The 23572-nt window shown below is 52.1% G+C and carries 21 protein-coding genes and 4 tRNA genes; 4 read left to right on the forward strand and 21 right to left on the reverse strand.

The window, feature by feature from the left end:
- From nusG to Q0L26_RS02100, 3 genes are all read right to left on the reverse strand, one after another.
- Nucleotides 1-794 (reverse strand): transcription termination/antitermination protein NusG (nusG, locus tag Q0L26_RS02090; RefSeq protein ID WP_296646735.1); only part of this gene is annotated, 794 nt, incomplete at its 3' end.
- 19 nt (nucleotides 795-813) lie between these two features.
- Nucleotides 814-1083: a preprotein translocase subunit SecE gene (gene secE, locus Q0L26_RS02095; protein ID WP_296646736.1), complete on the reverse strand. Its 270-nt coding sequence runs from the start codon at nucleotides 1081-1083 to the stop codon at nucleotides 814-816.
- Between the two features lie 55 nt (nucleotides 1084-1138).
- A tRNA-Trp gene (locus tag Q0L26_RS02100) sits at nucleotides 1139-1211 on the reverse strand.
- Nucleotides 1212-1390: 179 nt separating this feature from the next.
- On the opposite strand from Q0L26_RS02100, the gene Q0L26_RS02105 reads away from it, so the two are divergent.
- Nucleotides 1391-2593 carry a pyridoxal phosphate-dependent aminotransferase gene (locus tag Q0L26_RS02105; RefSeq protein WP_296646739.1) on the forward strand — a complete coding sequence of 401 codons (1203 nt, stop codon included), beginning with the start codon at nucleotides 1391-1393 and terminating at the stop codon, nucleotides 2591-2593.
- Nucleotides 2594-2662: 69 nt separating this feature from the next.
- Here the strand turns inward: Q0L26_RS02105 and Q0L26_RS02110 are convergent, their stop codons facing one another.
- From Q0L26_RS02110 to Q0L26_RS02150, 9 genes are all read right to left on the reverse strand, one after another.
- Nucleotides 2663-3703, reverse strand: coding sequence for a UDP-N-acetylmuramate dehydrogenase (locus Q0L26_RS02110; RefSeq protein WP_296646740.1), 1041 nt, complete (start codon nucleotides 3701-3703; stop codon nucleotides 2663-2665).
- Nucleotides 3703-4125, reverse strand: a complete 423-nt coding sequence (locus Q0L26_RS02115; protein ID WP_296646743.1) for a MaoC family dehydratase — start codon at nucleotides 4123-4125, stop codon at nucleotides 3703-3705. The genes Q0L26_RS02110 and Q0L26_RS02115 overlap by 1 nt, the downstream gene beginning before the upstream one ends.
- Nucleotides 4125-4568: a MaoC family dehydratase N-terminal domain-containing protein gene (locus Q0L26_RS02120; protein ID WP_296646747.1), complete on the reverse strand. Its 444-nt coding sequence runs from the start codon at nucleotides 4566-4568 to the stop codon at nucleotides 4125-4127. Before Q0L26_RS02120 ends, Q0L26_RS02115 begins: the two co-directional genes overlap by 1 nt.
- A gap of 56 nt (nucleotides 4569-4624) precedes the next feature.
- Nucleotides 4625-4701 (reverse strand) — tRNA-Met (locus Q0L26_RS02125).
- Nucleotides 4702-4736: 35 nt separating this feature from the next.
- Nucleotides 4737-4808: transfer RNA gene (locus Q0L26_RS02130), tRNA-Thr, on the reverse strand.
- Between the two features lie 47 nt (nucleotides 4809-4855).
- The gene (locus Q0L26_RS02135) at nucleotides 4856-6703 is read right to left on the reverse strand and encodes a glycoside hydrolase family 13 protein (RefSeq protein ID WP_296646749.1); all 1848 of its coding nucleotides are present in this window, start codon (nucleotides 6701-6703) and stop codon (nucleotides 4856-4858) included.
- 34 nt (nucleotides 6704-6737) lie between these two features.
- Nucleotides 6738-7595, reverse strand: a complete 858-nt coding sequence (locus Q0L26_RS02140; protein WP_296647222.1) for a sugar ABC transporter permease — start codon at nucleotides 7593-7595, stop codon at nucleotides 6738-6740.
- Between the two features lie 71 nt (nucleotides 7596-7666).
- Nucleotides 7667-9289: an ABC transporter permease subunit gene (locus Q0L26_RS02145; RefSeq protein ID WP_296646752.1), complete on the reverse strand. Its 1623-nt coding sequence runs from the start codon at nucleotides 9287-9289 to the stop codon at nucleotides 7667-7669.
- Between the two features lie 147 nt (nucleotides 9290-9436).
- Complete coding sequence (locus tag Q0L26_RS02150; RefSeq protein WP_296646754.1) at nucleotides 9437-10627, reverse strand: extracellular solute-binding protein; 1191 nt, start codon at nucleotides 10625-10627, stop codon at nucleotides 9437-9439.
- A 160-nt stretch (nucleotides 10628-10787) separates the two neighbouring features.
- Between Q0L26_RS02150 and Q0L26_RS02155 the strand changes: the two genes are divergently transcribed.
- Nucleotides 10788-12491, forward strand: coding sequence for a glycoside hydrolase family 13 protein (locus tag Q0L26_RS02155; protein ID WP_296646757.1), 1704 nt, complete (start codon nucleotides 10788-10790; stop codon nucleotides 12489-12491).
- A gap of 11 nt (nucleotides 12492-12502) precedes the next feature.
- On the forward strand, nucleotides 12503-14194 hold the full coding sequence (locus tag Q0L26_RS02160) for a glycoside hydrolase family 13 protein (RefSeq protein WP_296646760.1): 1692 nt from the start codon (nucleotides 12503-12505) through the stop codon (nucleotides 14192-14194).
- Here the strand turns inward: Q0L26_RS02160 and Q0L26_RS02165 are convergent.
- From Q0L26_RS02165 to Q0L26_RS02200, 8 genes are all read right to left on the reverse strand, one after another.
- Entirely contained in the window at nucleotides 14191-15408 is a 1218-nt protein-coding gene (locus Q0L26_RS02165) for an MFS transporter (protein ID WP_296646762.1), read from the reverse strand. The genes Q0L26_RS02160 and Q0L26_RS02165 overlap by 4 nt on opposite strands.
- 3 nt (nucleotides 15409-15411) lie before the next feature.
- Complete coding sequence (locus Q0L26_RS02170) at nucleotides 15412-17505, reverse strand: MMPL family transporter (protein WP_296646765.1); 2094 nt, start codon at nucleotides 17503-17505, stop codon at nucleotides 15412-15414.
- Between the two features lie 89 nt (nucleotides 17506-17594).
- Nucleotides 17595-18002 carry a hotdog domain-containing protein gene (locus Q0L26_RS02175; RefSeq protein ID WP_296646769.1) on the reverse strand — a complete coding sequence of 136 codons (408 nt, stop codon included), beginning with the start codon at nucleotides 18000-18002 and terminating at the stop codon, nucleotides 17595-17597.
- A gap of 101 nt (nucleotides 18003-18103) precedes the next feature.
- A complete protein-coding gene (locus tag Q0L26_RS02180) occupies nucleotides 18104-18565 on the reverse strand; it encodes a hypothetical protein (RefSeq protein WP_296646770.1) in 462 nt (153 codons plus the stop codon).
- Nucleotides 18565-19584 (reverse strand): hypothetical protein, encoded by a 1020-nt coding sequence (locus Q0L26_RS02185; protein ID WP_296646773.1) that lies wholly within the window; start codon nucleotides 19582-19584, stop codon nucleotides 18565-18567. The genes Q0L26_RS02180 and Q0L26_RS02185 overlap by 1 nt, the downstream gene beginning before the upstream one ends.
- Nucleotides 19585-19732: 148 nt before the next feature.
- Complete coding sequence (locus tag Q0L26_RS02190; RefSeq protein ID WP_296646776.1) at nucleotides 19733-21025, reverse strand: MFS transporter; 1293 nt, start codon at nucleotides 21023-21025, stop codon at nucleotides 19733-19735.
- 44 nt (nucleotides 21026-21069) lie between these two features.
- Entirely contained in the window at nucleotides 21070-21339 is a 270-nt protein-coding gene (locus tag Q0L26_RS02195) for a helix-turn-helix domain-containing protein (RefSeq protein ID WP_296646778.1), read from the reverse strand.
- Between the two features lie 4 nt (nucleotides 21340-21343).
- On the reverse strand, nucleotides 21344-22291 hold the full coding sequence (locus tag Q0L26_RS02200; protein WP_296646779.1) for a TerC family protein: 948 nt from the start codon (nucleotides 22289-22291) through the stop codon (nucleotides 21344-21346).
- 87 nt (nucleotides 22292-22378) lie between these two features.
- On the opposite strand from Q0L26_RS02200, the gene Q0L26_RS02205 reads away from it, so the two are divergent.
- Nucleotides 22379-23338, forward strand: a complete 960-nt coding sequence (locus tag Q0L26_RS02205) for a sodium-dependent bicarbonate transport family permease (protein WP_296646784.1) — start codon at nucleotides 22379-22381, stop codon at nucleotides 23336-23338.
- Between the two features lie 52 nt (nucleotides 23339-23390).
- On the opposite strand, the gene Q0L26_RS02210 is transcribed toward Q0L26_RS02205, so the two are convergent.
- Nucleotides 23391-23472 (reverse strand) — tRNA-Tyr (locus Q0L26_RS02210).
- Between the last annotated feature and the right edge of the window lie 100 nt (nucleotides 23473-23572).

The raw sequence follows: 23572 nt of genomic DNA on the forward strand, positions 1-23572 counted from the left end.
CGCTCGAACAGTGAAACAAGAACAGTGAGCTTGCCGCTCTCTGGCTTGATCTCGCTGATGGTTCCAGGAAGACCCGCGAACGAACCATCCTTGATCATGATGCTCTCGCCAACCTTGTAGTTGAAGTTGACTGGAACAGCCTTTGCCTTGCCCTTGACTGCAACGCCACCCTTAGCAGCTGCCTTAGCCTCTGCCTCTTCAGGTAGAACGTAAAGAGTCTTCAGCATGTTGAATGCCTCGTCTGGGCGAAGTGGGGTTGGGTTCTGTGAGTTGCCAACAAAACCGGTAACGGCTGGGGTGTGGCGAACTAGTGACCAAGACTCTTCGTTCATCTCCATGCGGATCAAAACATAACCAGGGATGCGAACCTTGGTGACCAACTTGCGCTGACCGTTCTTGATCTCGATGGTGTCTTCCATCGGAACTTCGATCTGGAAGATGTCGTCGCCGCCCTCTAGAGCAAGTTTGCGGTTCTCGATGTTCTGCTTAACACGCTTCTCGTAGCCGGCGTAGCTGTGGATTACGTACCACTTGCCAGGCTGGCGGCGAAGCTCTGCGCGGAACTCGCGGTAAGGGTCTTCTGGTGCACCCTCTTCAGTCATGTCTGAATCTGCAGCCTTGTCAGCCTCAACCTCAGCAATTGCTTCTTCAAGCTCGAGGTCTTGCTCAAGTTCTGCTGCTGCGTCTGCAGCCAAGTCGGCAAGGTCGGCATCTGCTTCAGCAATGATCTGCTCAGCAGCAACGTCCTGAACCTCGGCAAGAGCCTCTAGTTCGGTGCGTTCTGATTCACTCAATGTGGTGTTCCTTACTTACTTAAGCGGTTGGGGTGAAGACGAAAACAACACCCTGGTAGAAAAGCCAGTCGAGAGCCGAGATGATTACCATCACAACAACTACGAATGCCAGCACAACGCCGGTGTAGTTACGAAGCTCAGGCCAGGTAGGTCGGGTGACCTTTCTTAGCTCGCCAACGCTCTGCTTCAAGAAAAGTGCAATGCGGCCAAAGATGTTGCGCTTCGATGCTTTATCAGCCTTCGCGCGCTCGACTAGGTCTTCGGTGACCTGTTCTTGCTCATCTGCCATTTGACATTCCTTTGTTGGTCGAAACGGTTGTTCCGAAACAGTTACTGCTTGTTAGCAGGGCGGACAGGACTCGAACCTGCAACCCTCGGTTTTGGAGACCGATGCTCTACCAATTGAGCCACCACCCTTTATGGGCTAGGTTGCCAACCCAAAACCATCTGTCAAAAGGCACACTTCTAGATTGAATCTAAAGAATGATTAAGTTGCCAGATTAGGCTTCGGAAGTTGTCAAACTACCTCTAAATACTTTAGACCTTGGGGCAAGTTAATGCAAAGCCCGATTTGTGACTTTAGTAGGCTTTACCTCGTGACTGACTTTCCGAGAATCTCAAAACGTATTGGTTCGATTGCTGAATCGGCAACTCTAAAAGTTGATGCCAAGGCAAAATCTTTGCAAGCCGAAGGCCGCCCAGTAATTTCTTATGCTGCTGGTGAACCTGACTTTGCCACCCCGGCTCACATTGTTGAGGCCGCTGCCATTGCCGTGCGTGACCCTAAGAACCACCGCTACACACCGGCTATCGGCCTGCCTGACCTTCGCGAAGCAATTGCTCACAAGACCCGCATCGACTCGGGCACTGAGATTTCTGCTGCCCAGGTGGTTGTCACCAATGGCGGCAAGCAAGCTGTCTATCAGGCTTTTGCAACCATCGTCGATCCAGGTGACGAAGTTCTAATGCCTACCCCATACTGGACAACCTACCCAGAGGCGATTCGTCTTGCTGGCGGAACCCCGGTTGAGGTTTTTGCTGGCGCAGACCAGAACTACAAGGTGACTGTTGCTCAGCTTGAGGCTGCACGCACACCACGTTCAAAAGTCTTGCTTTTTGTATCACCATCGAACCCAACCGGTTCGGTTTACACCCGTGAAGAGACCGAGGCAATCGGCGAGTGGGCTCTTGAGAATGGTCTTTGGGTAATTACCGACGAGATCTACCAGAACCTCACCTACGACGGCGTGAAGGCTGTTTCAATCACCGAGGCCGTTCCTGAATTGCTTGACCGAACCATCCTGGTAAATGGCGTAGCCAAGACCTATGCGATGACCGGTTGGCGTTTGGGCTGGATGGCTGGCCCGCTTGATGCGATGAAGGCGGCTGGCAACTTGCAGTCACACCTTTCTTCTAACGTTTCAAACATTTCGCAGAAGGCAGCGCTTGCTGCATTGACTGGCCCACAAGACGACGTTTATGCAATGCGCGAGGCTTTTGACCGTCGCCGCCAGATTGCAGTTGCCGAGTTGAACAAGATTGATGGCTGGCTAGCACCTACCCCTCAGGGCGCTTTCTATGTCTATTCAGATGTAACAGCTCTGTTGGGTCGCGAATGGGGCGGCAAGCAGATCAACACCTCGCTTGAGCTTTGCGATTACATCTTGGATGCGGCCGAGGTTGCCTTGGTTCCTGGTGAGGCTTTCGGCCCATCGGGCTATGTTCGTTTGAGCTACGCACTTGGCGATGCACCTCTTCTTGAAGGCATTCAGCGTCTTCAGGCATTGTTTGCTAAATAAGCACTTGGATAAAGCTAATGGCCTCCCTCGGGAGGCCATTAGCTTTTAAGTCGCATGAATCAAATGATGCTAGAACGACCCAATGAAGTTTGGTTCGGGAACAAGGTTGATGCCGAACTTATTCGAAACCTGAGTCTGCACAAACTCGGCAAGCTGAATAATTTCAGCGGCAGTTGCTCCACCGCGGTTTGTGATTGCCAGTGTGTGCTTTGAAGAAATTGCAGCGTTTGAACCAGCGATCGAAAAGCCTTTTTTGATGCCGGCATTTTCGATCAACCAAGCGGCTGAAAGTTTCACAGTCAGGCCATCGTCATCTTGGTTTTCATAGCGCGGCGCGCTCTCAGGTAAGGTGCGAGCAAATGCGTCGCTGACCATCGGATTAGTGAAAAAAGAACCGCAACTAACTGAATCTGGGTCATTGGCATCAAGCACCATGCCCTTCTGCGAGCGCAGTTTGAGAACTGCATTACGCACATCGAGCAGTGGAACCTGAGCTCCCATTTCAACGCCAAGTTCGGCAGCAATCTGAGTTGAATAGAGCGGGCGACTTAGGCCATCCAAGTTTTGTAATTCAAACTCAACCCAAGTAATTACGCCTGGTCGACCGCGCTTGATTGCGCTGTCTCGATAACCAAACTGCAGATCTTTAGTTTCGAGAATTGCAAGCTCTTGAGTCTCATAATCGAGAAATTCGAGGCGCACCATGCAATCGCTCAACTCTTGACCATAGGCGCCGATGTTTTGCACCGGTCCGGCACCGACTGTCCCGGGAATGCCGCTCATCGCTTCAAAACCGGCTAGGCCCTGCTCAATCATTTGAGCAACAAATGCGTCCCAGTTTTCACCGGCTTGCACTCGCACAGTCACTCGCGACTCATCGCGCTGACGCACTGGCTCGATGCCAAGGTTTGAAACCTTGATGATTCTCAGCTCGCTGATGTCATCGGCAACAACCATATTTGAGCCGCCGCCAAGCACCAACCAGTCATCACCTGAGCGCCAAACGCCCAGAGTGTGCTCGATTAGGTCTTCGCGCGTTTTGGCCTCGAAAATCTCTGCCGGCACGCCACCAACACGGATGCTAGTTAGCTCACTTAGTGCTTGGGTCATTAAACGCGAACCTGAGCCTGGGCTTTGCCGAGCACAGTGGTTTCGTTGAACACCGCAGTGAGGTCGATTCGAACCAAACGGTTCTCTTCGTCGATGGCCCCGACCTTGCCGGTAACAACCAGAACAGCGCCATCAACCGGGTCAACCACAACTGGCTTAGTGAAGCGCACCTGATAGTCGGCAATACGACCAGCATCGCCAACCCAGTCAACTGCTACCTGAACAGCAGCACCCATGGTGAGCATTCCGTGGGCAAGCACACCTGGCAGACCTACGGCAGCAGCGATGTCGTCGCGGTAGTGAATTGAGTTGAAGTCACCAGATGCACCTGCATAGCGAACCAGCGAGTCACGGGTGAGCAAGAATTCGGTGGTACCAATTTCTTGGCCAACTTCGAGAGAAGCAATGTTGATGTGAGCCATTACTCGTCTCCTCTAACAACCAGCGTTGAGATGGCGGTGCAAACCAGCGCTTTTTCAATGTCAAAAATCTTGGTTTCGAACGTGACCATAGAGTGCGCACCAAGTGACTTGACACTGGCTACCTCGAGCACACTGGTTAGCTCATCGCCGGCAACGATTGGTCGAGCGTGAATGAAGCGCTGATCGCCGTGAACCACTCGGCTGAAATCGATGTCGGCTTCAGGGTCAGCCAGCACAGTGGCCAGGCTTCGCTCTTGAATTACCACTGCAAATGTTGGCGGTGCAATGACATCGTCGTAGCCAGCAGCTTGGGCCGCGAACACGTCGAGATTCATCGGGTTGGTTGATTTAACCGCGTGGGCGAATTCGCGGATCTTCTCGCGACCAACCAGATATGGGCTGGTTGCCGGATAAGTTTTGCCCTGCACATTTGGATTTACCACGGCTCTAGTCTACGAACTAGAAACAAGAAAACCCCCTAGAAGAATCTAGAGGGAGTTGGTAGCTAGGGCGGGACTCGAACCCGCGACCCCACGATTATGAGTCGTGTGCTCTAACCACCTGAGCTACCCAGCCGGGTATTACCTTGCGGTAACTGGTTATTTGTTTCGAGCCCCGAGCCAGGATTGAACTGGCGACCCCTTCCTTACCATGGAAGTGCTCTACCACTGAGCTATCGGGGCGATTTGAATCTAGGCTTGACGCCAGACACCAGAAGACTTTAGCACTTTTAGTTAGACGGTGTCAAACGCCAGATGCTAACGCTCATCTGCCCTTCAGAGAACTTGGCCTTGTTTTTGCCGACCTTAATTTCGCCGCTGCCAAACAACAATTCCGCCGCCTTTAGCCCCTCAAGAGCGGCCACAGGTATGGCCAGCTTTGAAGTCTTCGAGCGAGCTGCAAGAACCAGGATGTTTTGCTTCGCGTGCTCGCGCACAAACAAAACGGCCTCGTCAGTAACCGCTAGGAATCGCAAACTACCTTCGGTAAGAGCGATATTCTTGGTGCGAATTTCTGCCAGCTTTGAATAGACCTCAATCATCGAGGCATCATGCTCGCGCTCATTATTCCAAGGCAGCGGAGTGCGTGAATTTTCGCCGTTGAATCCATCCAAGCCGAATTCATCACCGGCCCAAATTAGCGGGATGCCCGGGAACGTGAACTGCATAGCGGCTGCGACTTTTTGTGCACCAGGCAATGTGTAGGTCTTGAAGCGGGGGGTGTCGTGAGTGTCAAGCGCGTTCATGTTGTTCATGCGAACGTGCCAAGGAAACCCAGCTGCAAACTTGATGTGGCTCTCGACAAACTCTCGGCCGGTCTCTTCACGCGAGATGAAACCAATGTTCTGAAGTTCTTTTTCGCCTGCCGGCTTTTGCAACCAACGGAACAGCGGGCGGGTGAAGTTTGCATAGGTCATCGCGCCCTGCCAGCCGTCGCCCTGCACCTCATAGGCGGCGTCGCCGGTGTATTCACCGAGCATGATGGTGTCTGGATTCACCGAAACCATAGTTTTGCGAACGATCTGGGCTACCTCTAGATACATGTCTTCATCGCGGATGCGCCCAGTCATGTTGGCTACGTCAATTCGCCAGCCATCCAAGTTGAATGGGGCCTTGAGCCACTTTGCTACTACCGAAGACTTGCCCTCGATAAAACGCTTGCGAAGTTCTGCCGACTTCCAGTTGAACTTAGGAAGGCTGGCTACACCGAACCAAGAGTCATACTTTTTATTGCCATCACTGAAGTAGTAGAAATCAGATTCTGGGGCCTTTGGGTTCTTGAACGCGGCCTTGAACCATTCATGAGCGGCGCCCGAGTGGTTAGAGGTTAGGTCACCAATAACTCGGATGCCTTTCTCGTGAGCAGCATTCACCAAAGCAACCAAAGCCTTGTTGCCGCCTAGTAGCGGGTCTACCTCGTCGAATGAACTGGCGTCGTAGCGGTGGTTAGATCTCGCCGGAAAAATCGGAGTGAGGTAAAGCACGTTCACGCCAAGTTTTTCAAGGTGATCCAGATGATTGATTACTCCCCACAGGTCGCCACCGAAGAACTGCTCAGATGTGCCTGGGCCTCGACCGATTACCGTTTCATTCCATTCAGCTTTGATCGCCCAGTCAGGCAACACCTGAGAATCAGCTTTGGCCGAACGAGCGAATCGGTCTGGAAAAGCCTCATACAGAATGGTGCTCGGGCCCCAGGCCGGTGCTGAAGAAAAAACGTTAATTCTGAAGTCGTTGATGTCGGGCTGGTCGATTACATGAAGACCGAGGGTGTTCAACCAAAGAATGTTTCCGTTGGTGAGCTTGATCATCCAGCGATAGTTGACCTTTGGGTTGTGCATGGTCAGTTGAGCTTCATACCAAGACCATCCACTGGCAAGCTTCTTACGCTTTGCCGGTGCACTCGGGAAAGCCTCGCCGCTCTCGCTTGAGCGAACCCTCACTTCAGCCACATCACCGATTGACTCGTGAATGCGCACCCGAAGACGCACATCATCCAAGAGTTTTGGCTTCTGGTTCAGTACATATAGCGCTGACCCGTCGTGGTGTGGGCTGAGGGCGTGAGGCAGTGATGACATGTTGCTACGCAATCTGAGTCAATTGGGCGACTCGTTAACCCTTAACCGCACCGCCGGTGAGGCCAGAAACAATGTACTTCTGAAGGTAAAGGAACAATCCAACAATTGGTAGCGAGGCAAGCACCGCACCAGCCGCGAAGATTGTCCACTCTTGGTTCATCTTGTCAGCGATGTAGCCATAAAGACCAACCGCAAGGGTCTTGTCTTCAGGCTTTTCAAGCAAGATGCTGGCAAGAATAAAGTCGCTTGAAAGGCCAATGAAGCTCAGCAAGAAGATAACCGCAAGAATCGGAGCGGTCAGGCGCAGAATCATTCCGAAGAAGATCTGGGTGTGGGTTGCACCGTCGATCTTGGCGGCTTCATCAAGCTCTTTTGGAATGGTGTTAAAGAAGCCGTACATCAAGTAGGTGTTACCGCCAAGGGCTCCACCAAGGTAGACCAAGATAAGGCCGATGTGGGTTCCGTTACCAATCGCTGGGAATACCTTTCCGATTTCAACCAACAAACCAAAGATTGCGACCAAAGCCAAAATCTGAGGGAACATCTGGAACAAAATCAGGCTTAGCAAACCAACGCGACGGCCAATAAAACGCATGCGTGAGAATGCATAGGCAGCCAAGGATGAAAGGAATACGCTGCCGAGAGAGGCGACGGTCGAAACATAAAGGGTGTTCTTGAACCAGTCAGCGAAAGGGCGGTATGGGTCAGTGAACAACGCGATGTAGTTGTCGAATGTGAAACCTGGGAACAAGCGGTTGCCTGAGGTTAGGGTTCCGCCAGGGTTCACCGAACCCGAGATGATGTAAACAATCGGGAACAGCGCGTAGATGACCACGACGATGCCGACCACGTGGCGCCAACCAATTTGAGACATCCATTTGCCGAGGCCCATGTGCTTGATGGTTGAGAGCTGACGAACAGCCTTGGCTGCTTGCTTCTCCTGTTGCTTAGTTGATAGCTCCATTAGTTCACGTCCTCTAGGGTGCGGGTGCGGCGGAAGCCGATGTAAGAGATGGTTCCGACCACAAGGAAGATCAGAATCGAGAAAGCGCTGGCCAAACCGTAGTTTGCGCCGCTACCGGTGTTGAAGGCGATCTTGTAAACCAGGGTGATCAAGATGTCGGTGTGACCAACGTTCATATCAGCTTCAACAACCTTCGGGCCACCGCCGGTGACCAGATAGATAAGTGTGAAGTTGTTGAAGTTGAAGGCAAACGAACCAATCAACAGTGGTGAAACTGAAACTAGAAGCAACGGCAACTTGACATAGCGGAACTGCTGCCAAGCACTTGCACCGTCGATCTTTGCCGATTCGGTGAGCTCAGCAGGAATCGACTGGAGAGCACCGGTTGCGATCAAGAACATGTATGGGAAACCAAGCCAGAAGTTAACCAACAGCACTGCTACCTTGGCGAGCGTCGGGTCAGACAACCAAGAAATATCCATGCCGCCAAGAATCACCTGGTTGATGAAACCTTCTTTGCGGTTGAACATCGATTGCCAAATCAGGGCTGACAAGAAGGCAGGGAACGCATAAGGCAGAACCATGGCAATTCGATAAATCTTGCGACCGCGAATGCGTTCGTCGTTGAACAACATGGCAAGACCAAGACCCATTGCAAAGGTGAAGAACACGGTTAGCAATGCGAACGCGAAGGTCCAGAGAGTAACCATCAAAAGCGGTTCACGGATGCGCTCGTTGGTGACGGCCTTCACGAAGTTGTCGAAGCCAACTTCAGCTCTCCAACCAGGAAGAATCATTTCGCCATCGGCCGACTCGTAGGCGCCGTGGCCACGGTCAGTAAACAGAACCTGATCTTCAACACGAAGCACTGAGTCTTCGGTGGCGTTGAAAATTACTTTGTCTTGGTACTGAGTGGCGTCTTCGCCATTTGGAGTCTTGTAGAACAGACCAGAACCATCGTTCAAGAACACGCGCATCGGCAGAATTTCATCCTGGCGGTCTGCGAATTCTTTGAACTTCATCTCGGTGTAACCAGGGGCCTCAACAGCCTTGCCCTCTTCGATGGTTGCGCCGGTTACCTCAGCGAGAGGCACGTCTTTGCCACCAACCAGAACCTTAAGGTGCTCTGGGTCATCGTTGATGGTGATGAGGTAAAAAGGCTTGTTTTCAGCGTTTTCAACCACGGTCAATGGGTAAACAGTTGCACCCTCAACCGGAAAAGCTGAGCTCTGCTGAATAGCGGTGATTGAGTCTTCTTTTGAGCTCATGTGGCCGCCACCAAAGTTGGTGAAGGCAATGTAGCCCGAGAAGCCAACAACATAAACCTGGAAGATGGCCATAAAGATAAGGCCTGGCATCAGGTACTTACCCGGAAGCAATCCGCGCTTCAGGTAAACAAAGTTCATTAGGAGGGTCACGCCGGCAAGAAGTGCGGCGATACCGAAGTTGCTCTGACTGATCAGAGACATGAAAGCAAAAAGGGCTGCTGCATCTACCAGACCAAGAAGGATGATCTTGATGATGGTGCCGTGCAGGCTTGGGGTTCCGCCGTCATCTAGCTGACCTCGACGAATCTTTACCTTTGCAGGTTTGGTCGTTGGTTCTAGTTCGGTCTTTGCCATGGCATTTGCCCCGCTTCTGGTTCTGCTGTGTCGAGCTAAATCTAGCTGTTGGTAAATCTGTGTATCGGTAAAACTATTGGCCGGTGGCCTAGAGAGTGATGCCGGGGCTCATTGCTGAACCCCGGCACCCACTATCTTTTGAGGCTATTAGCCAGCGATTGCAGCTTCGATGTCTGCGATCATCTTGGTCCAAAGCTCAGCTGGGTCGCCCTTCTTCTGAAGGATTGCGATCTCAGTTGCGCCCCATGCTGACCAAACAGCTGCCATTGCAGGGATTGCAGGCATTGGCTCAGCCTTTACGCCAGCAGCACCAAAGCCCTTGACGATTGGGTCTTCTGAAGCAGCTTCGAATGCAGCCTTGTGAGCTGGGATACGGCCGCCGGCCTCGAACATTGCAGTCTGAACTTCTTCAGTACCTACGTAGTCAACAACGAACTTCTGAGCGTATAGCTTGTCAGTTGCGTATGAAGAGATGTAGAAACCGCGTGAACCCATGAACTGTACTGAGTCCTGGCCACCAACTGATGGGATGCTGTAGATGCTGTAAGCGCCTGACTTTAGGTCAATCGCGCCATCGCCTGCACCCTGTGCCCATGGGCCAGTGATCCAACATGCCTTGGTGCCGTCTGCAAGAGCAGCAACGCTTGAGTCCCAGGTTGACTCTGGGTCAAGAACTTCTGCGCCTTCGGTTGCAAGCCAGTTAGCGAACTCTGCGCCACCGTTTGCCATGTCTAGCTCAGAGGTGTAGTTGCCGTCAGCGTCACGCTTGAAGACCTTTGAACCGAATGAGGTCTGGATTGAGTACATGTGGTAAGGGTCACCAGTTCCACCGTTAAGGCTTAGAGCAACGCCCACACCCTTTAGGTCTTCCCAGGTCGGCTGTGAAGGAACCTTCTCGGTGTTACATACGAGAGCAATGTTCTCGATGGTGTAAGGCATGCCGTATAGGTTGCTGTCGTAGGTGAAAGCTGCGATTGCGTTCTCGCGGAAGTCACCCTTCTTTGAACCTAGGTCGATTGGAGCAACTAGACCGTCGGCAACAAGTGCACCAACCTTGTCGTGTGCGCCAAGGATTACGTCAGGGCCTTCGCCGGCAGGACCAGCAACCTTGAAGTCTTCGATTGGGTCGCCCTCTTTGATAACGAGGTTGATCTTGATGCCAGTCTCTTCTTCGAACTTGGCTGCTGAGCCCTCAAGAGCTACAGCTTCTAGCTTGTCAACCCAGATGTCTAGGACATCGGTGGTTGGCTTCGGGTCTGAAGCACAGCCAGAGAAAGTAAGCATTGCGGTTAGAGCAATTGCTCCAGCGGCGAATGCGCCACGCATGTTCTTCTTCACTAATTTCACCTTTCGTTGCGAAATTTCGTTTTTCTGTTTATTGCCTGGATAGGCAAGCAAGACCTACTTTTCTCCTCGAAATCGGATGCGTCAAATTTGTAATCGCTTACATGAATAACGATTGAATCACGGAAGATAAACCACCCTTATAGTGGTGTTCATGTCGAACAACGAAATTCTTTTTGAGACCGTTCCCAATGCCGAATGGTGGCGCTCATCTGTGATTTATCAGATCTATCCGCGCAGCTTTGCCGACGGCAATGGCGACGGAATGGGCGATTTGAAAGGGATTACGGACCGCATCCCGGCTTTGGCGGCCCTTGGAATCGACGCAATTTGGTGCTCGCCGTTCTTCAAGTCACCACAAAAAGACGCCGGATATGACGTGTCGGATTACAAAGATATCGACCCTTTGTTCGGCAATCTTGTAGATTTCGACAATCTTGTAAGCGCTTGCAGAAAATTCGGAATCAAGGTGATTGTTGACCTCGTGCCGAACCACTCTTCTGACCAGCACGAATTGTTCCAGGCTGCGCTTAAAGCACCTGAGGGCTCGCCTGAGCGCGGCATGTATATCTTCAGAGACGGCAAAGGCAAAAATGGCGACTTGCCACCGAACAACTGGCCTTCGGTTTTCGGCGGAAACGCTTGGACTCGCATCGCTAATCCTGACGGCACCCCTGGCCAGTGGTATTTGCACATCTTTGACTCAACCCAGCCTGACTTTGACTGGACCAACCCGGCCGTGCTCGACATGTTCGATGACGTGTTGCGTTTCTGGCTAGATCGTGGCGCTGCCGGATTCAGAATCGACGTAGCCCACGGCATGATGAAGCGCGTTGGACTGCCTGACACCAAGGTTATTGACACCACAATGGGTGGAGCCAAGACCGAGGCCGAAATGACCCTCGAAGAGCTTGAAGAGATGAACCCATACTGGGGTCAGCCAGAGGTGCACCCGGTGATTCGTCGCTGGCGTGAAGTTGTAGACGAGTATGACGACCGCCTAATGGCAGCCGAAGCGTGGATCATGCCACTGTCTCGCATGGCCCAGTGGGTTCGCCCAGATGAATACCACCAGGCATTCAACTTTGGTTTCTTGGAGTGTCCTTGGGACAAAGCATCCCTGCACAAAGTGGTGACCGAATCTCTGAAGGAATTTGGCGCTGTCGGCGCCCCGAGTACCTGGGTGCTTTCGAACCACGACGTGATTCGCCACGCAACACGATTTGCTTATGAGCCAGGCACCCTGCCACCGCAGGGTGATGGAATCGGCCCAGAGTTTGCTCAGCCAGATGAAGCCTTGGGCCTTCGTCGCGCCCGCGCAGCCAGTGCTTTCATGTTTGCACTACCTGGCGGCGCCTACATGTATCAGGGTGAAGAGCTTGGTCTACCTGAGCACACCTCGCTTGGCGGGGCGTATCGCCAAGACCCAACCTTCTTTAGAACCAACGGTGAACGTGTTGGTCGTGACGGCTGTCGAGTTCCATTGCCTTGGGAATCAAAGGTGAACGAATCGAACGGATTCTCTACCACCGGTGAATCATGGTTGCCTCAACCGAGCAGCTATGCGCGCTATGCCCGTGACCTTCAAGAAGGCGTTGCTGGTTCAACGCTCGAGCTATATAAGCGCATGCTCAAAGTGCGCAAAGAACTCTCGCTTGGTGCGGGCAACTTCAAATGGGCCCCTGAATACCAGGATGAAAGCACTCTCGCCTACATCAACAACGGTGTCTTGGTCTTGAGCAACATCGGCGGCGAGCCGGTGGTTATCCCAGCTGGAGAAATTTTGGTCACCACCCAGCACGACCTCACTATCGAGGGCGAGCTAGAACATGACCAAACCGTGTGGATCAAGCTCTAAAATAGCCAGTTATGAAGCTGGATATCTCAAACGCACCCCATCACCTTGCTCGCCTTGGTGAGGAGTGGTGGCGTTCGGCAGTTATCTATCAGGTTTACCCACGCTCATTTGCTGACTCAAACGGCGACGGCATGGGTGACCTGCCTGGCATCACCTCGCGTTTAGCTTCACTCGCAGCCCTGGGCATCGATGCAATTTGGCTTTCGCCGTTTATGCGCTCGCCGCAAAAAGATGCTGGTTACGACGTCTCTGACTACATGGATGTTGACCCGCTGTTTGGCACCCTTGCCGATTTTGATGACATGGTTGCTCGTGCTCACGAACTCGGGCTGCGCGTTCTAGTTGACCTGGTTCCCAACCACACCAGCAGTGCACACAAATGGTTCGAGGCAGCCTTGGCCGCGCCCGAAGGCTCGGCTGAACGCGCTTTCTATCACTTCAAAGACGGCAAAGGCGAGAACGGCGATTTGCCGCCGAACAACTGGCTGAGCCTATTTGGCGGACCAGCCTGGACCCGCACTACCAACCCAGATGGCACTGCTGGCCAGTGGTACTGCCACCTCTTTGATTCATCCCAGCCTGATTTGAACTGGGAGAACCCGAAGGTTCAAGAAGCCTTTGAAGACATTTTGAGATTCTGGCTAGACCGAGGCGCAGATGGCTTTAGAGTCGACCAGCCACACGCCATGGGCAAGGCTGAGGGTTTGCCAGACCACCCAGATCTAGCCCGCGCCGGAGCCGGTTTTATTGAGGGCGAAGCCAGCCCGCCGATGTGGTTCCAAGAATCTGTGCACCCGATTTTTAGAAAATGGCGTGCAATTCTCGACAGTTACCCTGGCGACCGAGCAATGTGCGGTGAGGCTTATGTTCTTCCGCTTTCATTCATGGCGCTTTGGGTTCGCTCAGATGAGTTTCACCAGACCTTCAACTTCAGATTCTTGAACAGCGAGTGGCAGGCACAAACCCTGTTCAACACCATCAACGAAAGTTTTGAGGCTTTCGACTCAGTCGGCGCACCAAGCACCTGGGTTTTGAACAACCACGATGTTTTGCGTCACGCTAGCCGTTTTGGTGGTCTAAAGGTTAAGCCGACCGACAGCGATGGAGTAGGGCCAAACGACCCGCAGCCAGACCGCGAGCTTGGCCTGCGCCGCGCTCGAGGTGCAACTTTGTTCATGCTCGGCTTGCCAGGGTCTTCATACATCTATCAGGGTGAAGAACTTGGCCTGCCGGAACACACCACGCTGGCAGACGAGTACCGCCAAGACCCAACCTTCTTCAGAACCAATGGCGCGCGAGTCGGGCGCGATGGCTGCCGTGTTCCTTTGCCTTGGGAATCAGGGGTTGGCGCTGCTAACGGCTTCAACACCACCGGAAAAGCCTGGTTGCCTCAGCCAGAGATCTATGCCGGCTATTCGCGCGACCAGCAAGAAGGTGTCGAGGGTTCAACTCTTGAGCTCTACAAGCACGCGTTGCGAACTCGTCGCGAACTTGGCCTAGGCGAGGGTTCGTTCGAGTGGTCACCACAGTTCTTGGGCGAAAACGTTCTTGGCTACCGCAACAACCACATCCTGATTGTTCACAACTTTGGCCACGAACCAATCAACCTGCCAGAGGGCAAAATTCTAGCCTCAAGCCTTCACGGCATGAAAGACGGCCACCCGCTGGTTGCCGACCAAACCGTTTGGCTTCAGTTGAGCTAAACGACTTGGCCCAATTTTGTGCGGGCTATAACTGCAGCTGCGACCAGACCAAAAGCTGCAGAAATTAGCAACGGAATGGTGCCGAATCCGGCGCCAACATTCCAAGCTAAGCCTGCCCATATGCCGGCGAAAAGTAGCCCGAGCCCGCTTAGACCTTGAAGCCTAGATTGCACTAACAACTGCTGATTGTCTTGAGCAATTCTCGAAACCCAAGACTTGCCAACCACATCGTTAGCAGCAGCGAACCCGCCATAAACAATAACTAGTAGGGCTGCGAAGGTTTTGTCGGTTGTGATAGCGAAACCTGCGTATGCGATCGAAAAACACAACAGGCCGATGGCGTAGACGTGCTGCGGTTTCATTCGATCAGCAAGCAAACCAAACGGAAAACTCATCGTTGCATAAGCAATGTTGAACAGCAGGTAGAGGCCTACTACTTCGGTAACGGCGAATCCCTCTTGGCTAAGGTGAAGCAAAATCAACGCATCAGGAAAATTAGCCAGTGAGAAAATAGCCAGCATCCAAATGAGCAATTGTAGTTTTGGCGCGAGTTGAGTTGCTGGCTTGGCAGCCTTTGATACAACCTTTGGGCGCTTGCGGTTGGCATGGTCTTGGTCTTTGATGAAGAAAACCGCTGCAGTCGAAAGCAAGGCAGGAATCACCGCGACCCAAAGCACCGATCTGAGATTTCCGTCGAAAATTGACAGCAGGGCTAGAGCCAAAGCTGGCCCGATTACGGCACCCAGGGTGTCGCTGGTGCGGTGAAAACCAATGACTTTGCCGCGATCACCCGCATCAACACCGTGCACCAAAATGGCATCTCTCGCCGCTGACCTCAAGCCTTTGCCGAGCCGGTCAACCACACGCCCAATCATGACCACCGGCCAGGCTGCTGCCATGGCGATGATGATTTTTCCGATGGCAGCGCCGCCATAACCAAAAGCCACCATAGCTTTTCGAGGCATCCACCGATTGATCCAGTTCGAGGCCAATTTAGTCAACGACATGGCGCCTTCGGCGGCACCTTCAATAGCGCCAACGATGGCGGCGGGTGCGCCTAAAACCGAATTCAAAAATATGGGCATCAGCGGGTAAAGCATTTCGCTGGCTGCATCTTGAAGCAGTGAAACCCACGAAATCGCAAAGAGGTTGCGAGTTAGCCAAACAGGTCTGCGAGAATCGCTTTTCGCTGACCCCGACCTAACTCGCGCCACTGGTTAGTCCTGGTAGTTCTTTGAAGGCCAGTAGAAATTCTTCTTGCTGATGAAAGCGAGTGCTGGCACGATCACGGTTCTAACCAAAAGTGTGTCGAGCAGCACACCGATGCAAACAATCACACCAATCTGAGCAAGTGCCACCAGCGGCAATACACCCAGAACGGCAAACACAGCGGCAAGCAAAATACCCGCGCTGGTGATTACGCCACCGGTTGAACTCAATGCTTTGATCATGCCTTGCTTGGCACCCAGGTGAACGGCCTCCTCTTTAGCTCGAGTCACCAAGAAGATGTTGTAGTCAACACCAAGGGCAACCAAGAACAAGAAGCTGTAGAGGAACACACTCAGGTCAAGTGCTGGGAACCCGAATACGTTCGTGAACAGCAACCAACCCGCACCCATCGAGGCAAAGAACGAAGCAACCACGGTGGTGAGCAACAGAATCGGCGCAACCAGTGCACGAAGCAACAACACAAGCACGATGAAAACCAAACCTAGGATGAGTGGAATCACGATCACTTGGTCGTGCGCATATGCATCCTTGACCTCAAGCGCTTGAGCATCCAAGCCACCGACAAGGGCGTCGGCTCCATCAACCGAGTGAACTGCATCGCGCAGGTCAACGATGGTTGCGTAGGCCTCATCTGATTGGGCTTCACCCTCGAGAACTACCTCAAGCTTGGCAAGGGCATCGGTGCTGTTGTTTGAAATTGACACCGAAGAAACACCATCGACACCCTCGGCTGCCGTCTTCACGGCCTCAGCTTGGTCAGCGTTTGCGACCACAAGAGTTGGGCTGGTTTGCCCGGCCGGGAACGCCTCGGCTAGAACTTGCTGACCGGTAACTGCTTCAGGTGTTTTCAAGAATCGGTCGGTGCTGGCTAGACCTACCTGGATGTTTGAGGCACCAAGCGCAAGCGCACCAAGCACCAGAAAACCGACAACTGAAACCAAGGCTGGCTTCTTGCTAACACCACGACCGAGTTTTGCCCAGAGGCCTTTGTCACTCTTGTTGACCCCGCCGAACTTTGGAATGAAAGGCCAGAATAGGCCTCGGCCAAAGACAACGAGCGCTGCAGGCAGAATCACGAGCGCCGAAATCATCGCGATAACCACGCCAGTGGCACAGACTAGGCCAAGCGCACGGTTGCCGGCAAGATCAGCAAAGCTCAGAGTTAGCAGCGCAAGGGTAACGGTAGAGCCCGAGGCAATAATCGCCGGGCCAGCGCCGCGAACAGCCTTGATCATGGCTGCATGGCGATCTTCGACTACGAGCAGCTCTTCGCGGTAACGAGCGATCAAAAGCAGTGCGTAGTTGGTTCCAGCACCAAACACCAAAACTGAAAGAATGCCTGTTACTGAAGCGTCAGGGGTGATTCCAAAGAAGTTTGCAACCTGAACGGCTAGACCGCGAGACATGCCATCGGCGGTGCCAACGACCAATAGTGGAATCAACCAAAGGGTTGGGCTGCGGTAGGTCACCAAAAGCAAGAAGGCTACGACCACCACGGTCGAGAGCAAGAGTGCAAAGTCAGCACCGGCAAACACTCCGGCTAGGTCTGCCTGAAAACCTTCAGGTCCGGTGACATAGACATCCATTCCAGCTGGAGCATCTTCAGCGGCGATCTCACGCATTTCAGTAACGCGCTCGGTGATTACCTCGACCTCTTCTGAGACCTCGAGTGGAACAGTAATCACGGCAACTTTGCCATTTTCTGAAACAGCGGCCGGCGGCACAAAAGCTTGGCCGTTCACTTCTAGATTGGTGAACTCTGTGAACTTCTCATTCGCTCCGCCCACCAACATCTGAGCCATTGGGTCAAAGGTTCCCTGCAACCAAGTGAGCTGCTCGGTTGTGAACTTGTCATCCGAGGCATAGACAATCACTGCAGCGGTTGAGTCAGAACCTGGCAGCGTTGCTAACTTTTCGTCTGCCAGCACCGACTCAGCTGAAGCCGGCAGGCCAACACCCGGATTCGTCTCGGTGGCGTCGGGTGCCAAGGGACCAAAGGCTAGTCCGGCAAAAATTAGACCGATTAATAGAGTCACCGGCGCAGTCTTTTTTCCGGTGATAAATTTCAAAAACGCGTTCATACGAATCCCCTTGGCTATGCCCTTACCAGCGCTGTTTCAGCACCTCTCGAGCGTCAACCAAAAGCCTAGTTGCTTGATTCCAAATATTCTTAGGAATGCTCGATTGGCATTCGATCGCGGTCGTGCGTCGCTGTGGTGTAACCGTGAGGAAGTGGGCGACCTTCGGCGTCAAGACCAACAAAAACGATGTGGTCGACAGTCAAAATGTTCTTGCGAGAAACCATGTTGCGAGCCTCGGCCCTCATGGTTATTGAAGTTGTTCCAAACTTGGTGGCAATCAGACCAATCTCGATTAGGTCGCCTTCAATAGCCGATGCCACAAAGTTAATCTCAGAGATGATTTTGGTAACCACACGGCGATTTCCAAGCTGCAAGATCGCATAGATAGTTGCCTCTTCATCAATCCAACGAAGCAAGCTGCCACCAAAGAGCGTTCCATTGGCGTTCAGGTCTTCTGGGCGCACCCATTTGCGGGTGGTGAATTCAATTTCTGACACGGATGGTCACTTTCTAGACAGCTTTGGCTAGTGCTTTGTTTTAACAAACATTTGACCACAGTAAGAGGCAGAAAGATAGTTCAGTGAATGACAGTCCGCGTCTAAAGGCTGACTCGGGGAGTTTTGTCGACTTTAAAGTTAAAGATGAACCAGATGAGTGCGAGGGTCGCAATCACCCATAGCCGTGTCACGAGCGCAGAAGCAACCCAAACGCCTTCTTTCGGCAACAAAATGAGGTCTAGTGCAAAAAATGACGACGCAACCCATGGCATTGCAAGTAGATTCAAGGCGCGCAGACGCCTTTGCGTTTTCAATGTATATTTTGACAACCTAATCGTCAAGGCAAAAATGAATGCCAGCGTCCCAAGTGCCATAGGCAAGGTACTAACTGAGCTCAAGAAAAAAAAGTAAATGTAATACACATAGCCACCGAGTATTTCATTCGCACCAACAGAATCGTCATTCATCTTCAAAACCGAAGTCACGACTAACCAGGCCAGCGGCAATAGTTGGATCACGAAAAGAGCAAGAGCTGTTCTGGAAAGCCAGTTGAGCTTGTTCATTACCTCACTCCAGAAATTGAATTGGTATACATGCATGAATTGGCAGTGAATAGGAGTTGGTTCAAACAATCAAATGTGGGATAGGAACGTCTCGCAATAATCGACCACGACGGATTATCTTGGTCTTTAATGTAAACCTCATGATTCGGGACTTTGATAGCGCTTCCCTTGAAAGAGTAGGCCCCTGATCTGGAGACGGTGACGTCGTAATTGAAGTAGATTCCATTAGTCAGAACGCTGCAAAATGGATTTGTCACGTCCTGTTCGATGTTGAATGACACGAAATCGGACCTTTGAACTCCGTCAAGGTTTAAGCGCATAGTGCTGTCTAAAGCGGTCCTTTTAACGCCCGAAGACCAGGATCCGTCGCTGAATCGAACCTGTCTGATTGTTTCACCAACACTCACGGTCTTTGTGACTGCCCCTTGATTCAGCCAGTCGATCTTTACATCAAATTTGGTTCGAAAGCTCGTGTTGCCTGGCCCAAAAGATCTGTCGTCTCCAGCAAACCTATAAGTCTTGGTTAGGTCTCCGCCGGTACATACTGGACCCGGTGCTGCAACGTATGCCTCAGGAATGAACGTCATGTACCGAAGAATCGAGTAGGCGGGTAGAGTGGCCGCATCTGCGCTCACTTCACCAAAACCACCATCGGGAGAGATTCGAAGGTGACTAACCTCGTGGTATTCCACCGAACTCAGCACTTCTTTGATGTCAACACCGCGTTCGATGGCGATTTCGGCTGCCTCAGGTTTGGACAATGGAGCCCGCATAGAGAGTGTGATTTCTAATTCGGAATTACCTGTGAAACCAAGATTTAGTGAACCTTCACTCCCGCCAACTCCAAGCAGACCATCGCTGTCTTCGACAGTCACATCTGCATCGTAGCGCTGAACATCCCAGGTTACTTGTGCAAAACCTCCGGCAACCTCGATTGACCAGTCACCATTTGCAATCTGCGACGATTCTTCCGCGGAGGCCCCCAAAGGCACTGGCGCTAAAACAAGGATGAACGCCAAAATGACGCTTACTGTTTTCGAACTGGATTTTTTCAAGATATTTCCTCCCCAATGGAAATTTATTTACGACGAATCTAGCACAAGCCCTGAGGATTGACAGGATTGCCTCATGGGCCAGGCTGCCCAAGTTATCGCTGGTGGACGGCTTTTATTTCACGCCGCTTGAAGCGTGCGCTGCCTCAATTGCCCGGCGGCCTGAAGGCAGCAAAAGTGCGATCAAAGCAACCACCACCATGGCTGAGCCTGCGGCAACCATCAGATGCTCAACTCGAATAACGTCGGCAAGTGGGCCGAGAATCGACATGCCGATTGGCATGGCAACTGAAATTACAATTCCGACAAAACCAAAAACTCGGCCTTGACGCTCGGGTTCAACGGTCTCTTGCAATAGCGTCATCGCCGAAGTGAAGAAAGCTGGAACCAGCAAACCAATGATGAAGAAAAGTACATAAAACACGATCAGATTGGTTGTGAAGCCTAGACCAACAGCCAGAATGCCGAACAGAATCGATGTTCCAATAATCATCGAAATTCGGTTGGCTTTCTTGGCAAATATGGCCATCAAACCGCCACCGATAGCCATTCCAACACCGAAACAAATCTCAAGAACCGTAAGTTTCCATACTTCGGCACCAAAGTTTCTAGCGACCATGAGTGGTGAGAGGTTTGACGGCGCAACGGTTAGCAAAAACACGACAGCAAAAATGCCCAAAACCCAGCGCACCAAATCGTGACCGAATGCATACTTGAGCCCGTCGGCCAGGTCGGTGAAATACGAAGGCTTTTCACCTGTGCTCACTCGCTCAAGCAGAGGTACCGATACAAGTGACAGCAAACCGATTCCGATAATTGCCGTGACTACATCGATGAAAAATACTGAAACCAGCGACATGGATGAATACACGGCCGCTGCCGCAACGGGAGCAAGCAGCCCGATCGCCGACTGGATGCTGCTGTTTATGCCGTTGATGCGCATGAGCTTGTCGGTTGGCACAACCTGAGGTAAGAGAGCTGAGACAGCAGGCATCTGAACACCCGCGCCTGTCGATCTAACCGCCATCACAAGAAATATCAGCCACAGGTCTTCAATGCCAGAAAGCATGAACAAGGCCAAACCGAGTGTTGACAGAGCAATCACGGCATCGGCAACCATAATCATTGCTTTTCGATTCACTCGATCCGCCCACACGCCTGCGAAGACTGAAACAATTGCCTGCGGTAAAAACCCGAAGATGGCGGCCAACGCAAGTACAAGCCCTGACTTGGTTGTCAAGGTTAGGTGCCACATGATGGCGTATTGAACTAGGAATGAACCGAACATCGAGACCGCTTGCCCGGTCATGAAAAGCGAAACCCGCTTTTGCCAGCCGATCATGTTGGCGCTTGGCTTTTCTTCGCCCAAGGAGGTTACTTCTTGTGCTGTTTGGCTTTGTTCACTCATCCGAGTAATTCTGCCATGCCCTAGAACACGCGAGCGAGGCTCAGCTAGCCAAATAATGCCAGCAGGTCGGCAACACTCGTGCGTTCGTTGAGCGGGTGACGCATGGCAAGCTCACCGTGAACCGTATAGCGGTTGTTTCGCCCGACCTTCTCTTTCACCAGATATCCGGCATCGACCAAATCATTGAGAATTCCAGCTGTAGCTCGGGCTGTTATACCAACCCTTGCTGAAATCTGGTCAATCGTTAGGTCAGCATCCTGGGCAATCGCGACCAGCACGTGTCCGTGATGGGTGAGAAAAGTCCAATTAGCCATGCCATTATTCTCGCACTTTTGCTGCTTCCTCCTCTGCTTTCTGGGTCGTTTTGGTTGCCCTAAAGCTGGCAATTATTGCGATGCTGAGGATCCCGACAATGACTAGCAGTGAAACAGATGTTGGGATTTTCACAATGTCGTGCAAGCCCATCTTGGCGCCCACCCAAATCAGCACTAACGCAAGGCCGAGCTTTAGATATACAAATCGATGCATCATGTCGGCCAACAAGAAGTACATGGCTCGCAAGCCAAGTATCGCGAAAGCGTTGGCCGTGAATACCAGGAATGGCTCCGAAGTAACCGCAAAAATCGCGGGAATCGAGTCGACGGCAAAAACGATGTCTGTTAGCTCGATCAGCACCAAGACCATGAGTAGCGGCGTGGCGAGAACTTTGGCACCCTTGCGGACCAATAGTTTTTGCCCATCGTATTGGTTGGTTGATGGAACAACGCGTGAGAACCATTGAAAGAAAGCCGACTTAGAGGGGTCATCGTGTTCTGCTTGTTTACGCAGCATTTGCACGCCGGTAAAGATGAGGAATGCGGCAAATATGTAGAGAACCCAAGCGAAGCTCTCAATGATTACCGAACCGGCGGCAATAAAGATTCCTCTAAACACGAGAGCACCTAGAACACCGAGGAACAAGACCCTGTGCTGGTATTTTCTTGGCACAGCAAAGCTGGTGAAGATGATTGCCCAGATAAATACGTTGTCGATGGCTAATGATTTCTCAATCAGGAACCCCGCGAAATATTGCTGCCCATATTCCGCGCCGAACTGGTTCCAAATCAAGATTCCAAACGCAATTCCGGTGGCGACCCAGAAGCCTGACCACAATGCAGCTTCTTTGATAGAAATTTCGTGCGCTTTTCGATGAGCGAAAAGATCAACCAAGAGCATCAGAAGGATTGCGCCCAAAACTGCCGCCCACATCCAGAATTCAACGTTCACTGAAAAGCCTTTCATAGGTATTTTTATTAATGAATAGTTTTTCCTGTATTCTTATTCCTGTCAAGTTTGTCAGGTAAGGAAATTGATTTGGATTCTCTTCAGCTCGCCCTTGTGAACCTCACCTCTGTGCCGGTTTTAGCTTTTCTTCTTGGAATTACTTTGGTGCTAATGAAAAGCAGCCTTCAGGTTCCGGGGCCGGTTTTCGAATTTTTATCTATGTATCTGCTTTTGTCGATCGGAATCAAAGGCGGAGTCGCCTTGAGCACAACGCCCGCAAGCCAGGTTTGGTTGCCTGTTCTGGTGTCGGTATTCGTCGGTGGGCTAATTCCGGTTGTAGTGTTTTTCAGCCTCAGAGCCCTGACGCCGTTAGACAAAATAAACCGGGGTGCGATCGCCGCCCATTACGGCTCGACCTCACTGGTTACTTTTACCGCCGGGTTGGTCTTTTTAGAAAGCTCCGGCTTAACGGTCGAGGGCTACATGCCTTCGCTGCTAGCGGTGATGGAAGTTCCAGGAATCATTATTGGAATTCTGTTAGCGAAGAAAGCTGCTGCCAAGGGCTCCCTCGCAGTTGCCATGAACGAAGTCTTGACTTCGAAATCGGTGGTTCTGCTGCTGGGCGGAATTGTAATTGGCATAGCGACAGGCCCCGAGGGATACAGCAAAGTTGAACCTTTCTTTGGCGGTATTTTTTCAGGGATGCTGGCGATTTTCTTGCTGCAGTTGGGCATACAAGCGGGTCGAAGCCTTCAAGAGGTGAAAAGCGCAGGCTTTGGCTTGCTGGGTTTTGCGGTGACCTTTCCGCTAATGGCTGGCATGGCGGGCGTTTGGCTTGCCCAAGCCATCGGCATCAGCCAAGGCGGCTCAGTGGTGTTCGGCCTGCTGTGCGCAAGCGCCTCTTACATCGCCGCGCCAGCAGCGGTGCGGCTCTCGTTGCCAGAGGCGAAACCTGGCCTCTACATCACAACGAGTCTGGGCATCACGTTCCCAATAAACCTTTTCATCGGAATTCCGCTGCTCACCTGGTTTGCCGGATTGCTCACCTAGTCAAAATCGGTAGGGTAATAAAAAACCCCAGCCGTGGAGGGCTGGGGTTTTGTGGCTAGTGAGGGATTCGAACCCCCGAAGGCTGAGCCGGCTGATTTACAGTCAGATCCCTTTGGCCGCTTGGGTAACTAGCCATTTGCCGAACTTTGACCCGAGGGTCAACGAACATGCTTGCCTAGTTTAGCCCAATAACCGCCAGTGGTGAAATCGGTGTGTCAGTTTGCCTGTTTTACG

This window comes from Rhodoluna sp. (assembly GCF_024641065.1).
In the GTDB taxonomy this organism is placed as follows: Bacteria; Actinomycetota; Actinomycetes; order Actinomycetales; family Microbacteriaceae; genus Rhodoluna.